The organism is Paraburkholderia sediminicola (assembly GCF_046030555.1).
Taxonomy (GTDB): domain Bacteria; phylum Pseudomonadota; class Gammaproteobacteria; order Burkholderiales; family Burkholderiaceae; genus Paraburkholderia; species Paraburkholderia sediminicola_E.
On the sequence record NZ_JAQQCH010000001.1, the window covers coordinates 391,570 to 405,802 of the forward strand.

Annotated in this window: 11 protein-coding genes; 5 read left to right on the plus strand and 6 right to left on the minus strand. The window is 63.1% G+C overall.

What is annotated here, in order from left to right:
• Positions 1-17: 17 nt before the first annotated feature.
• Positions 18-1,313, minus strand: coding sequence for a cation diffusion facilitator family transporter (locus PQQ52_RS01835; protein WP_408206291.1), 1,296 nt, complete (start codon positions 1,311-1,313; stop codon positions 18-20).
• Entirely contained in the window at positions 1,310-1,657 is a 348-nt protein-coding gene (locus PQQ52_RS01840; RefSeq protein ID WP_408206293.1) for an ArsR/SmtB family transcription factor, read from the minus strand. The genes PQQ52_RS01835 and PQQ52_RS01840 overlap by 4 nt, the downstream gene beginning before the upstream one ends.
• A gap of 139 nt (positions 1,658-1,796) precedes the next feature.
• Here PQQ52_RS01840 and PQQ52_RS01845 point away from each other — a divergent pair, with 139 nt between their 5' ends.
• Complete coding sequence (locus PQQ52_RS01845) at positions 1,797-3,644, plus strand: tetratricopeptide repeat protein (protein ID WP_408206295.1); 1,848 nt, start codon at positions 1,797-1,799, stop codon at positions 3,642-3,644.
• Between the two features lie 128 nt (positions 3,645-3,772).
• Here the strand turns inward: PQQ52_RS01845 and PQQ52_RS01850 are convergent, their stop codons facing one another.
• Positions 3,773-5,074 (minus strand): MFS transporter, encoded by a 1,302-nt coding sequence (locus PQQ52_RS01850; protein ID WP_408206297.1) that lies wholly within the window; start codon positions 5,072-5,074, stop codon positions 3,773-3,775.
• A 308-nt stretch (positions 5,075-5,382) separates the two neighbouring features.
• Between PQQ52_RS01850 and PQQ52_RS01855 the strand changes: the two genes are divergently transcribed.
• The gene (locus PQQ52_RS01855; RefSeq protein WP_408206782.1) at positions 5,383-5,907 is read left to right on the plus strand and encodes a GNAT family N-acetyltransferase; all 525 of its coding nucleotides are present in this window, start codon (positions 5,383-5,385) and stop codon (positions 5,905-5,907) included.
• Between the two features lie 281 nt (positions 5,908-6,188).
• Positions 6,189-7,343 carry a hypothetical protein gene (locus PQQ52_RS01860; RefSeq protein WP_408206299.1) on the plus strand — a complete coding sequence of 385 codons (1,155 nt, stop codon included), beginning with the start codon at positions 6,189-6,191 and terminating at the stop codon, positions 7,341-7,343.
• Positions 7,344-7,430: 87 nt separating this feature from the next.
• Here the strand turns inward: PQQ52_RS01860 and PQQ52_RS01865 are convergent, their stop codons facing one another.
• From PQQ52_RS01865 to PQQ52_RS01875, 3 genes are all read right to left on the minus strand, one after another.
• Positions 7,431-8,147, minus strand: a complete 717-nt coding sequence (locus tag PQQ52_RS01865) for a DUF2968 domain-containing protein (RefSeq protein ID WP_408206301.1) — start codon at positions 8,145-8,147, stop codon at positions 7,431-7,433.
• A gap of 383 nt (positions 8,148-8,530) precedes the next feature.
• Positions 8,531-10,051, minus strand: coding sequence for a gamma-glutamyl-gamma-aminobutyrate hydrolase family protein (locus PQQ52_RS01870; RefSeq protein WP_408206303.1), 1,521 nt, complete (start codon positions 10,049-10,051; stop codon positions 8,531-8,533).
• 128 nt (positions 10,052-10,179) lie between these two features.
• A complete protein-coding gene (locus tag PQQ52_RS01875) occupies positions 10,180-11,937 on the minus strand; it encodes a cation:proton antiporter (protein WP_408206305.1) in 1,758 nt (585 codons plus the stop codon).
• 209 nt (positions 11,938-12,146) lie between these two features.
• Between PQQ52_RS01875 and PQQ52_RS01880 the strand changes: the two genes are divergently transcribed.
• Positions 12,147-12,836 (plus strand): DUF2848 domain-containing protein, encoded by a 690-nt coding sequence (locus PQQ52_RS01880; protein ID WP_408206307.1) that lies wholly within the window; start codon positions 12,147-12,149, stop codon positions 12,834-12,836.
• A 7-nt stretch (positions 12,837-12,843) separates the two neighbouring features.
• Positions 12,844-14,196: an MFS transporter gene (locus PQQ52_RS01885; protein ID WP_408206309.1), complete on the plus strand. Its 1,353-nt coding sequence runs from the start codon at positions 12,844-12,846 to the stop codon at positions 14,194-14,196.
• Positions 14,197-14,233: the final 37 nt, after the last annotated feature.

Here is a 14,233-nt window from a genome sequence, read left to right on the forward strand (position 1 = left end):
CTCAACGGTGCGCCGCATCAATCGTGCAGATGATCCATCGCGCATTGATGCACCGTGGTGCCAAGGTCGACTTGCAGCGTGGCGTGCTGCATCGAAAAACGTTCGCGCAGTGTGATGACGATGCTGTCGATCGACTCGTCGCCAGGATGGCCTGCCGGCATCACCAGATGCGCGCTGAGCGCATTGCCGGTGGTCGACAATGCCCAGACGTGCAGGTCGTGCACGTCGGTGACGCCGGGCTGTCCGGCGAGATAGTTGCGGATATGCTGCAGGTCGACGCCAGGCGGCACGGCGTCGAGCGCCATGCGCACCGAATCGCGCAGCAGGCCCCACGTGCCAACCACCACCACCGCGACCACGAGCAGGCTCATTACCGGGTCGAGCCACGTCCAGTTGGTATAGAGAATCACGAGGCCGCTGATCGCGACCGCGGCCGAAATACCGGCGTCCGCGGCCATATGCAGGAATGCGCCGCGTATGTTCAGGTCTTCCTTCTGGCCGCGCATGAAGAGCCACGCCGAGAAACCGTTCACGACCACGCCGACCGTCGCGACGACGAACACCACGAGTCCCGCGACCGGCGCCGGGTTCATCAAACGTCCGATTGCCTCGGCGACGATCACGCCGCACGCGAAGAGCAACAGCCCCGCGTTGGCAAGCGACGCCAGGATCGACGAACTGCCGTAACCGAATGTATAGCGTGCCGACGGACGGCGCGTGGCGAGCCAGGTTGCGCCCCAGGCGAGCAGCAAGCCGAGCACGTCGGAGAGATTGTGGCCCGCGTCGGCGAGCAGCGCGGTGGAATGCGCGATCACGCCGTAGACGGCTTGAACCAGCACGATCGCTGCGTTCAGTGCGACGGCGAGTGCGAAAGCGCGGCCGTGGCCTGCAGCGGGTGCGTGCGCGTGGTGATGGCCGGCGTGGCCGGCGTGGCTATGGGTGCTGTGGGTGTGGCCGGTGCGGCTATCGGCGTTGTGGCTTTCGTGGTCGTGGTCGTGGTCGTGGTCGTGGTCGTGGTCGTCGTGGCGATCGTGGTCGTGATCGTGGTCATGGTCGTGACCATGGCCCGCATCGCCCTCGTGTGAACCGCGCCCGCCCGCGCCATGGTCCTGCGCACCGCTCTCATACGCATCACCAGAATCGGGACGAGCTACCTCGTGGCGATGCCCGTCTTGACCGTCAGCCCCGCGCGCGCTCCCTTCGACCTGCGCATCTTCGCCATCGATCCCGGCGAATTCCCCATCGAGCCAGACTGGCGCGTGGTCGTCCTCGCGTTCTTCGGCGGGCCGGTTTGGCATGGTGGGTTTCTTCATGACGGGTCCAGAGGAAATTCGCCGGCCGGCTCGGCCACATGCTCGAGCATGCCAGCCAGCATCGCGCTGATGTGGCGGTCGGCGGCAAGATAGAACACCTGCTTGCCTTGCCGCTCCGCGCGCACGATCCGCGCCGCGCGCAACAGCCGCAGATGGTGGCTCACCAGTGACGACGACAAGCCCAGCCCCTGGGCAATCGCGCCGACCGCGTGCCGCTCGTCGACGCACGCGAGCACGATGCGCAAGCGCGTCGGATCGCCGAGCAGGCGAAACAGGTCGGCCAGCGGGACGATCGTCTCCACCGGGCGGTCCTCAAAACTGACAGGCGATGGCGTGGAATCCATGGCAAGCGGTATCATTGGCATACATGTGAACAGATATTCACATGTTATAGATATCGAAACAACAGGTCAAATCTGAGGACGACCCGGCGAGTGTGGGAAAATGCGGCGTCCGCCCCACCCGAAATGCCTTCCCTCCGTCATGCAACAAGTATTTGACCGCGCTTTCGCGGCGCATCGTGACGGCCGCCTCGACGACGCCGAACGCGGCTACCGCGCGACGCTCGACGGCAATCCCGTGCACGTCGATGCGTTGCACCTGCTGGGCGTCCTGCGCCACCAGCAGGGCCAGCACGCCGAAGCCGCCGAACTTGTGCGGCGCGCGGTGAACCTGCGCCCGGAAGACGCCGCCCTGCAACTGAACCTCGGCAACGCGCTGAAGGCACTGGGCAAGATCGACGACGCCATCGAACAGTTCCGCAATGCGCTTACGCTTGCGCCGTCCTTCCCGATGGCGCACTACAACCTGGGCAATGCGTACGCGTCGGTGGGCCGCCACGAAGACGCCGCCGACGCCTTCGAGAGATCGTTGCGCCTGCAACCGAACGACGCCTCGTCGCACAACAATCTCGGCAACGCATTGCACGCGCTCGGCCGTCATACAGATGCGATCGCGTCGTTCCAGCGCGCACTCGAATTGCGCCCCGGGCATGCGGGCGCGCTCAACAACATGGGCATGTCGCTGAACGCGCTTGACCGCGCGGACGAGGCGATCCCGTGCTTTCAGGCGGCGCTGGCAGCTGAACCACGTTTCGTCGCCGCGCACTTCAACCTCGCCAACACGCTCGACGCCACTGGCCATCACGAAGAAGCGGTCGCCTCGTTCCAGGCTGCGTTTGCCTTGCAGCCGAACCTGCCGCCAACCATTTTTGGGCTCGGCAACGCGCTCGCGGCGATGGGACGCCATGCGCAAGCGCTGCCGTATCTCGAGCGCGCGGTCGGCCTCGATCCGCAATTCGCGCTCGCCTGGCTGAGTCTCGGCACGGCACACCAGGCACTGAACGCGCACGCCGCCGCTGTGCGGGCATTCGATCAGGCGTTGCGCTTGCGCCCCGATCTCGCGTCCGCGCATTTGAACCGCGCGCTTGCATGGCTTGCGTTGCGCGATTTCGCGCGTGGGCTGCCGGAATACGAATGGCGGATGCAGATCACCGCGCAGCCGGTCATCCAGACATTGCCGCGCTGGCACGGCGAACCCATCGAACAACGCACCCTGCTCGTCCATGCCGAGCAGGGTTTCGGCGACACGTTGCAATTCGTGCGCTTCGTGCCACTGGCCGCGCAGCGTGCGGCGCGCGTGGTACTTGAAGTGCAGCCGCAACTGCTGCCGCTGCTTGCACCGGCCGCGCAGGCCTGGCGCGTGACGCTGATCGCCCAGGGCGCCCCGCGTCCGGCGGCGGATCTGCAATGCCCGCTGCTAAGCTTGCCGCTCGCGCTCGGCACAACCTACGACACGATTCCCGCCCGCACGCCCTACCTCAGCGCGCCGCCGGCTTACGGCCGCAAATGGCGCGGTTCGCTCGGCGGTCACGCGAAGCGCAAGATCGGCATTGCGTGGTCAGGACGTATCCAGCAGAACGAAACCCGTTCGATGCCGCTCGCTGCGCTCGCTCCGCTGTTCGCACTTGAAGGGATCGACTGGATCGTGTTGCAGCCTGAACTGAGCGCCGAGGAACACGCGGCGCTCGACGCGCATCCGCGCGCGGCGTCGATTCATCGCATGGGTAAGCGGATCGGCGATTTTGCGGATACCGCAGCGATCATCGAGCGGCTCGACGCGGTTGTGTCGATCGACACGTCGATCGCCCACCTCGCCGGCGCACTGAAAAAACCGCTGTGGTTGATGCTGCCGTTCGCCGCGGATTGGCGCTGGTTTGTCGGTGAGACGCGCAGTCCGTGGTATCCGGGCGTAACCTTGCTGCGCCAGCCGCAACCCGGCGCGTGGGGCGATGTGGTGGAGGCGGTGGCGAACGAATTGCGCCGCGGCTAACTGGGCCAGACCCAGCGAAATCCGTTGCCGATGCAACACCCAACAAAAAACCCCACGCTCGTGAGAACGCGGGGTTTTCATTTGCCCGGATGGTTTATCCGGATGAACGGTGAACCTTAACTTTACCCTTAAGCCGTTCGATACTGATCGCGCGCCTCCGGCGTGCGATACAACACCAGCGTCGCGATCAACCCGCAGATCGCCGCCACGCCCAGGAACAGGCCAGGCGCGGCCTTGTTGCCCGTGGTGTGAATCAGCAGCGTCGAGATGGCCGGCGTGAAGCCGCCGATCGTCGTAGCAAGGCTGTAGGCCAGCGAGAAACCCGCGGTCCGCACTTCGACCGGCATCACTTCGGTCAGCGCCACCACCATCGCACCGTTGTAGCTGCCGTACAGGAATGACAACCACAGTTCGACCGCCAGAAGGCGAATGAACGACGGCTCGGCGACCAGCCATTGCAGCGCCGGGTACGCGGTGATGATCGTCAGGATCGTAAAGACCAGCAGCACCGGACGACGACCGATGCGATCCGACAACGCGCCCGCGAGCGGCAGCCAGACCAGGTTCGACAAACCGATACAGACGGTGACGACGAGCGTATCGATCGACGACAGCTTCAGTACTTCCTTGCCGAAGGTCGGCGTGTAGGCCGTGATCATGTAGAACGACACAGTGGTCATGATGACCATGCCCATACCGCCCAGCACGATGCCCCAGTTCGCGGCCATCGTCTTCATGATCTCGCCCATGCTCGGACGATGCTTGCGCGCCTTGAATTCTTCGGTTTCCTGCAACGACCGGCGGATCATGAACAGGAACGGGACGATCAGGCAGCCGATCAGGAACGGCACGCGCCAACCCCAGGCCGTCATCTGGTCAGCCGGCAACACCTTGTTCAGGAACACGCCGATCAGCGCGGCGAACACCACCGCAACCTGCTGGCTGCCCGACTGCCACGCGCAATAGAAGCCCTTGTTGCCCTTGGTGGCGATCTCCGACAGATAGACCGACACGCCGCCCAGTTCGACCCCTGCGGAGAAGCCTTGCAGCAGCCGGCCGAACAGCACGAGCGCCGGGGCAAGCACACCGATGGTCGCGTAGCCTGGAATCGCGGCGACCGTGAGCGTGCCGAGCGCCATCAGGCCGAGGGTGAGGATCAGGCCTTTGCGCCGGCCGTGATGGTCGATGTAGGCACCCAGCACGATTGCGCCAAGCGGCCGCATCAGGAAGCCCGCGCCGAATACCGACAGAGACAGCATCAGCGACGCAAATTCGTTGCCACTTGGGAAATAGGTCTTGGCAATCGCGGACGCGTAATAGCCGTAGACCATGAAGTCGTACATCTCAAGAAAGTTGCCGCTGACGACGCGAAAAACTGTCTTGACCTTGGATTCCTGGGATGAGGAAGTGGCGTGTGACGCAGTAGACATGACATTCTCTGTAAGCCCGTCGCCACGTAGACAGGCGGCGCTCAGGCAGTTGAAACGATCCACTGTGTTTGGCAAGCGGATGCCACAGGCAGCTTAATTTGGAACGCGCCGGGGGCGCTGCATTTTCATGCTGAACACATTCATGCGGTATCAGGGTAAACGTTGTGAAACACCCGTAAGCCACAACACGTAATGTTACCGTTCACGGCACTGTCGTGCATTCCATACAGTTTCATTACAGACAACGCCCGCGCACCCTTGCGGTAAACTTTTTTGCAGACAGGCAATTCCCGTTGAACACCATCCCGATGCAAACCTCCCGCGTACTTTCGCTGCGCCCTGCGGCCCTCGCGGACGCAGCGCTGATCGCCTCGATCCATAGCACCAGCTGGCAGGCCACCTATCGTGGCCTGTTGCCCGACGCGTTCCTCGACGGCGAAGTGACGCGGGAGCGCGCCGCCTATTGGGAAGCGCGCCTGCGCGCACCGGGTGGCGAGCGCCGCATCATTCTGATCGCCGAACTCGCGGGCGAGCCCGTCGGTTTCGTCTGCGTCGAACGGCAACCGGAGTCCGCATGGGGTGTGCTGCTCGACAACCTGCATGCGCTGCCCGCGCACCAGGGCATTGGCGCAGGCAAGCTGTTGATGCGGGCAGCCGAAGACTGGGCTCGCGCCCAAGGAGAGACGCAGCTGTATCTCTACGTGCTCGAAGGCAACACACCGGCGATCGGTTTTTATGAAAAGCAGGGCTGGCAGTTCGTCGGCGCCGAACCGGATCATATGGGCGGCGTGGATATTACTGCATTGCGTTATGTGTACCGGCTGGATCGATGAAACAGGCGTGCCCGGTTTGATCGCCGTCCAAAGCGGATCCGGCTCAGGACCGAACGGCGCCTGTTTTTCGGAACAATCCGATCGTTAGTTCAGCCACATCCAGGCATCATCTTCCGCACCCCCGATGGCTTCACAGTGACCGCTCATGCGGCGGCGTGCTCGACCTGAGTAAGCCGTTTTCACATGGCGTTGTGTCCCGCGTTTCATGCGCATCGCTCAGAAGCCAGAGCCCCCTGAGCCGCCAGTCCGCGGCACCTTTACGAGGCGCTGCGAAGAACCCGATGTCGACCACGATTCCCCTCACCCTGATCGAAGGCGCCATGGCACTGCCGAGCCTGTCGCCGCGCCATCGTCTGCTGCCCGCGCCATTCGGCCGCGATTGGGCGCTGCTGCCGCCTCGGCCTAGTTTGCGGGCGGAACTCAAGGCGCTCTATGCGGCCGTGTTGCGTACCTTCTGTCTGGATGAGGAAGCCATCCGCGCGCTGTGCCAGTGGGAATCGTCGAGCAAGCCGCCGGCTGCGTCCTCGGGTTTCATCCCGCCTGCCACCTCGCCAACCACGTTCGACGCACCGGTCGACGAACCTTTGCAAGCGTCCGCCGAAACCGCGCGTTTCTCGCCGGTGAGCATCCCGGCCGCGCCGGCATCGCCGCGCGGCGGCTCGATGCATTGGGGCGCGCTGGCGGGCGGCGCCTGTGCACTCGGCGGCGCCGCGCTGCTTGCCTGGATTGCGCTTGGTCATCTGGCGCAGCGTCACACGATTACCGATGTCAAACCAGCGGGCAAGATCCCGCTTCGCCAGGAGGCGCAGTTGGCGGATCGCCTCTCGCCTGATGCCGCTGTTCATCCGCACGCAACCGCTAACAGTCTGGCAGCAGGGGTGGCGCCGAGCGCCGCGTCGTCGTCGGTGCACGTGGCAGGCGCGTCTGGATTCGCACGCAAATCTGTACCCGCATCGTCTGAGATTTCCCCGAACGCGCTTGCCGCGGTTCCGTTACACGATTTCACGGCGAGTGCCGCCACGGAAATCGCCGCACCTGTCAAGGCAACGTCAGCGCTCACTACAGCCGGCAAGAACGTATCGCGCCGTCGGGACAAGCAACGCAAAGACGCCGCGAGCCTGCACAAAAAAAGTGGCCGCCGTTCGCAGACCGTCATCGCGACGCGGTTGCCACACATGTCGCCAATGAACCACGAGGCACAGCAAACGTCACCGAAACCATCGTCGGCGGGGTCTTATTCGCCACGCGCGTCATTGCAGCTCGGCACCGACGAATACGCGTCGACGACCATGTCTGCCGGCACACACCTGCGCAATATTGCGCAGCCATCGCGCCCCGCTTCGTCGCTTAATCTGCCTGGAAGCGGCGGCACAGAATGGATCGATCACATGTCGCAACGTCGCGTGACCGACGTTCCCAATCAGTTCGCGAAGTAAGCACCTCGTTTTCGCAAATCAGGGCGAAAAACTCGGGGCGCAAAAAAGCCCGGCCATAAATGGCCGGGCTTTTTTGCGCTCATACACTTACTTCTGCGTTGGCAATCCGAACTCGGTTTGCCGCTGCAACTGCATCACTTCGCCCTGCACCTGACGCAACTGTGCCTGCGCCTTTTCCTTCTCCGCGTGCAGCGCTACCGCCTCGCCTTGCGTCTGCCGCTGGTAATCGTTGACCTTGGCCTGCTGCGTACGCGCAACGTCGAGATCGGCCTGCAACCGCTTCGCGCGATCTTCCGACAACGCGATGATGTCTTCGATATACGCCTTCTGCGCCTGCAACTGCGTGCGGCGAATCTCGACGTCCGCCAGTTGCGCAGTCTGCTGGACAAAGCCGGCATAGACCGCTTCAGCCCGGCCTACGTCCTCCGACTTGATCACGCGCCAGAAATGCTTGTCCTGAAAGAGCGCGACGTAGTACGTCATCTCCTGCGGATAAAAGAACAGACTCGCACCGTAACTGCCGTTATACGTAGTGCGCAATTCGCTCAGCTTTGCGTCGTGAATCATCTGCATCAGTTCGGCGACGTTACCTTGCGCGTCGCCGGTGGTAACCGGCGTGCTTGATGCCGCACTGCGCAGCGCGGCGGCGACCGGTTGCGGCGTTAGGGTGTTCAGGGCCGGCCGCGTGCCGACCAGCGGTGCGGCCTCGTCGCCTTGTGCTGCCAGCACGAAACCACCATGCTGCAACAGCGCACACGAGGCCGCGAGCAGCATGGCGCGCCGTACAATTAAGGGGTACTTCATACGTGCATGCTCCATGCAAATCCAAAACAGCCGCAGATTATCGCGCGGATTAGCCGTTAAGCGAAGCATTCAGGTGTCGCACTGACGGACTTTAAATCGAGATAAATCGATAACGAATGATTTGGCCAGACGGACGCACCAGTCGCGAATAAAAGATTTCAGATAAGACAAAAACGCAACAATTTGACTCATGCGGACGTTTCCCAATCTGCATGGCGTTCACGAGAATCCAACATCAGGTAGAGCGGCAAAATGGAGATAGGCAGATAGATAGATCGCTCAACCTGCCCCGTTAGCCATCTCGCTGCAGCTCAATGACGTGGGGACTGCGTCAGGTACATGGAAAATATCGCCCGGCGAATGCCCGGGCGACTTGCGCGGCCTCAGAACCGCGTTTCGCGCGCCACCCGCAGGAAGGTGTCGAGCAACGGTGTGCAATCAAGCAACTCCGGCCCCCCCGCGCGATGAAACTCCGGATGCCACTGCACCCCCACCACGAACGGCGCACGCCGATAGCGGACGGCCTCAATGATGCCGTCCGACGCCGACACCGCCTCGATATTCAGATCGCGGCCGAGCGTCTTGACCGCCTGATGATGAATCGAGTTGACGATCGCTTCGCGACGGCCCGGGAACATATTGGCCAGCGTCGAACCGTCCGGGAAATGAATGCTGTGCCGATGCTGATCGTAGTTCTCGTTGACGTGCGCACCGGCAGTCGGCACGTCGGTGGCGATGTCCTGGTACAAGGTGCCGCCGAACGCCACGTTGATCAGTTGGCAACCACGGCACACGCCGAGCACCGGTTTGCCCGATTCGATGAACTCATGCAGCAGTTCAAGTTCGTACATGTCGCGCACGCGGTCGCCCGGCCACTCTGGACTCGTCGCCTGTTCCGCGTACGACTGCGGCGAGACGTCCGCGCCGCCCTGCAGCAGCAGACCGTCGAGATGCTTCGCGTAATCGCGCAAACGGATATTGCTCGGGTGCAGCATGCCCTGATGGCCGACGGTCGGAATCATGAATACCAGCACGTCGCGCGACATCACCCAGTGCGCAATCGATTCCTCGAGGTATTGCAGCGTCTTGCCCCGTAGCCCCTTCGCGCCCGGCTCCGGATGGAAGATGCGCGCCGACACGCCGATGCGCAATGTGCGCTGCGTGATCCGCTGGCCGGCGCGATCGAACAGCTGACGCGCGCGCGCCGCGATGATGCGGCCGAACACGGTCCATGCCGAATCGCTTTGTTTCAGATAGCGCGGCGGCGACGGCGGCAGCGCATTCGGCGGCGGCGGGTTCGATGCAGTGAAGTCCGGCGCGGCGCCAAAACCCGGCGGCGGCGAGCCGGCCGGGCGAGCTGCTGCGGCCGCTTCTGCCGGCTTTTCCGCTTGTTCCGTTAGCGCCGCTTCGTCAGCCGATGTGCTCAATTCGCCGGCAAGCGGTTCGCTGCTTTCGAGCGTAGCCGGACGTGAAGCTGGACTCTTGCCGGCAGATCCCGCCTTGCGTGCCGCGTGCTCGCGGACTGCGGCCTCCTGCTGCGCGGTCGACGCAGCCGCCGAACTGCGTGCTTCGGCCGCATCGCGTTGACGCGCCGTTTGCGGATCGGCGGGAGTGACGGTAGACGCGCTCTCTGGGTTGTCGGTCGACGACCTCACGGCAGCCTCCTCGGCAGCCGGCGAGGCTGTCGAAGCCGCAGCCGGCGTCGCCGTCTCCTTGATCGGGGACTGGACGGAATCTTCGTGGGACTGCGGCAGCGAGGCCGCTGGCTCAGGCGGCGTGATGTCGGGCTTCGACGCGCCAGGCGTTGCGCTTGACGTCGTTGAGGGCGTTGAAGACGTTGGCGTCGCCGAAGGCGACGATGGGCTGCCGGGCCGACCGGCGTTTTCAGGTTTGTTTTCGCTCATAACTGTCAGACAGGCGCCTTCCACGCGAACGAATGAATATGCCCTGATTATCCGCTAGCGCGGCAAGCCCCGCAAACCCGCACACAATTGCTCACATTGTTGCGGGTCAAGGCGCAGGGCCATTTAACTTATGGATCCGGCTGTTCCTCGAAAGTTTCGCGTAAGGCGATCTGCATCGCCGCGTGGATTTTCACGCACCAGCGCCAGACCAGCGCGAGCAGCAACGCGGCGCAAACCAGCACCACGGTCAGGAGCCCCGTCGGCGGCAAAATGCTGCTGGAAAGCGCCGCGACCAGCAAAAACACGCCGACCATCGAGACCACCGGCACCAGGTCGGAGATCGCATAACGAATCGCGCTGGTGAAGCGCCCGGCCGTCGCCGGCTGCACACTCACCTCGGCGAGCAGCAGCGCGAGCGACTTGGTCTTGCGATAAACCGCTACGAGGAACGGCATCGACAGCACCAGCGCGATGCTCCACAGCACCACGCGCTGCATCGGCTCGGAATTCATCCAGTGTGCGAGCAAAGTGCTGGTGTAAGGCGCGCTATACGAGACGATCAGGAAGATCGCCGCGACCAGGGCAAGATTGACAGCGATCTGCAAAATGATCCGCCGCGTCATGCTGAACAGCGTCGGCTCGCCAGTTCCGGTGTTCAAACTACGCAGCCACTGCCCGTACATGCTGAACACGTTGGCCAGCGTGCGCGGCATCGCGTGGCCGAGGCGTTGTGTCAGCGGATCGGCGGCGCGAATCAGATAAGGCGTGAAAAGCGTGGTCAAGGCGGAGACAGCGACCGCGATCGGATACAGAAACGCGCTCGTGACCTTCAAGGTCAAACCGAGCGACGCGATGATGAACGAGAACTCACCGATCTGCGAGACGGTCATGCCGACTCGCATCGCCGTGCGCCCATCCTTGCCGGCGAGAAAGGTACCCAGCCCGCACGAAACGATCTTCCCGATGATCACGGCCACCGTAATTACCGCGATCGGCCATGCGTAGTCGACCAGCACGGCCGGGTTCAGCATCAGGCCGATAGTGACGAAGAAGATCGCGGAGAAGGCGTCGCGCAGCGGCGCGATCAGGTGCTCGATCCGATGCAGATGACGCGATTCGGCCATGATCGCGCCGATCAGGAACGCGCCGAGCGCAATGCTGTAATCGAGCTTCACCACCAGCAGACAGAAGCCGAAACAGAAGCCCAGCACCGACACCAGCAGCATCTCGTCGCTTTTCGCACGTGCTACGTAATTCAACGCGCGCGGCACAACCAGAATGCCGACCACCAGCGACACCGTCATGAAAAGCAGCAGCTTGCCGAGCGTCACAACGGCGATACCCGCGCTCAACTGCCCCGTCTGCGCAATGCCAGAAAGCAACACCAGCATCGCAATGGCGAGAATGTCCTCGACGATCAAAATTCCGAACACCAGTTGCGCGAAGCTCTCGCGCTTCAGACCCAATTCGGAAAGCGCCTTGACGATGATGGTGGTCGACGAGATCGCCAGAATCGCGCCGAGAAACAAAGAGTCCATCGAACTCCAGCCAAACGCACTGCCGATCTCGTAACCAATCCACAGCATCAGCACGATTTCGGAAAGCGCTGCGACGATCGCCGTCGCGCCGACCTTGAAGAGCTTGCGCAGGCTGAATTCGAGCCCGAGCGAAAACATCAGGAACACCACGCCGAGTTCGCCGAGCGTCTGGATGGTCTGTTCGTCGTGGATTAGCTGGAACGGCGGCGTGTACGGTCCGATGATCACGCCCGCAGCGATGTAACCCAGCACCACCGGCTGTTTCAGGCGATGGAACAGCACGGTGACGACGCCGGCGAGCGCCATCACGACCGCCAGATCCTGAATGAAGCCGATGCCATGATGCATAGATGCGTCCCTTACAAAAAGTAATGTCTCAAAAACGCAGTGTAACGCACCCGGGTGACGCGCCGAATCGCGCAAACGTCGAAAGGGCTTGGGATTGGCCGGGCCACAAGGCGCGAAGCAGGCCGCTCCAGCCGAAACTTTTTTGACACACTGGACGCCAGTGAAATATCACAATAATATTTGCCGCATATTTCCTTGGGAGTCGAGTGATGCAGCAGGTGTCCTTCAATGTGGTAGATCGTTCCGGCGACAGTCGCGCCGATATCGTCGAAGTGAATCGTCTGACGATCGCCGGCTGGGCCGGGCGCGATCAGGCGGCGATCGAGCATCACATCGCCGAACTGGCCGAACTCGGCGTGAAGCGGCCGTCCACCACGCCCTGCTTCTACCGCCTCGGCGCCGAGTTGCTGACGCAGGCTGGCCAGATCGACGTGGTCGGCGTGAAGTCCAGCGGTGAAGCCGAGTGCGTGCTGGTGCGCTCGAAGGCAGGCTTGCTCGTCACCGTCGGCTCCGACCATACCGACCGCGAAGTCGAGGCCTACGGCGTCACCGTATCGAAACAGATCTGCCCAAAACCGGTCGCACGCGACGCCTGGCGTTTCGACGACGTGGCCGGCCACTGGGACCAGCTTGAACTGCGCGCTTTCGCGGTGACAAACAACGGCGAGCGGCGCGTCTATCAGCAAGGCAGCGTTGCCTCACTGCTGCCGGCCGCCGATCTGCTGGAACGCGCGCCCGTGGCAGAAGGTGCCGCGATGTTCTGCGGCACGCTGGCCGTGCAAGGCGGCATCGTCGGGATGGCCGATGGTGACGCGCTGGAACTCGAACTGCATGACCCCATCCTGAACCGCACGCTGCGCCACGCCTACCGCGTGCACGCGCTACCTATCGTCGAATGAGGCACCCATGAGCTCCCCTCCGCTATCCGCCAACGCCGACGCGTCTTCCGACGCGTGGCTCGAAGCCGCCGCCCTGCGCAAGATCACCTGGCGCATCATGCCGTTCCTGTTTCTCGTCTACGTGTTGTCGTACCTGGATCGCGTCAACATCGGCTACGCGAAGCTGCAGTTCACCGGCGACCTCGGCCTTTCGAACGCGGCGTACGGACTCGGCGCGGGGATCTTTTTCTTCGGCTATTTCGTGTTCGAAGTGCCGAGCAATCTGCTGCTGAAGAAATTCGGCGCGCGCGCCACCATCGCCCGCATCACGATGCTGTGGGGGCTGCTGTCGTGTCTGATGATGTTCGTGCACTCGGAAACGATGTTCTACGTGCTGCGCTTTTTTCTCGGCGTCGCCGAGGCCGGTCTGGTGCCGGGCGTGGTGTTGTATCTGACCTTCTGGTTTCCGTCCGATCGGCGCGCACGGATGGTCGCCGTGTTCATGGCGGCGATTCCCGTGGCGGGCATCATCGGCGCACCGTTGTCGGGCTTTTTGATGTCGGCGCTGCATGAAGCGCACGGCTTGCGCGGCTGGCAGTGGATGTTCCTGATCGAAGGCATTCCGTCGATCCTCGCCGGCTTCTGGGCGCTTGCCGTGCTGCGCAACACGCCCGCCGAAGCCGCCTGGCTCACCGACGACGAAAAGCGCGTGATTCTCGGCCGTCTCTCGCGCGAAAACACCGCTGCCGCAGCAGCCGGCGCCGAACAGAGCCTGGCCGTTGCCTTGCGCTCGGGCCGCTTCTGGCTGCTGACGCTGATCTACTTTTGCCTCGTCACCGGCAATGCGGGTTTCTCGTTCTGGTTGCCGCAGATCGTCAAGGACCTCGGCGTGACCAACCTCGTCACGAACGGCTTCGTCACCGCGATTCCTTATCTCGCGGCGGGCATCGGCATGATCCTGATCGGCCGCTCGTCGGATATCACGGGCGAACGACGCTGGCACTACGCCGTGTGCTGCTTCATCGGCGCGGCCGGCCTGCTCGGCAGCGCCTCGGTGACCAATTCGATTCCGCTCGCCGTCACCGGTCTGTCGATCGCCTATATCGGCATTCTGGCGGGCTTCGGCATCTTCTGGTCGATGTCCACCACGTTCCTGCAAGGCACCGCGGCCGTGGCCGGCATCGCCGTGATCAACTCGATTGCGAATCTGGCCGGCTATGTCAGCCCGTACGTGCTCGGCATCGTCAAGGACGCGACGCGTAGCGTGACCTTCGGGCTGGTGCTGATCGCGGGGGCGTTGATCGTCGGCGGGTTGGTCACGTTGATGATGCCGCGTGTCAAGGTGCAGCACGCCGCGGCGGTGACCCCGCGGAGCGCCTGATAGGCTGTCATTGCGGCGATTGCCGTGCTTGCCGTGC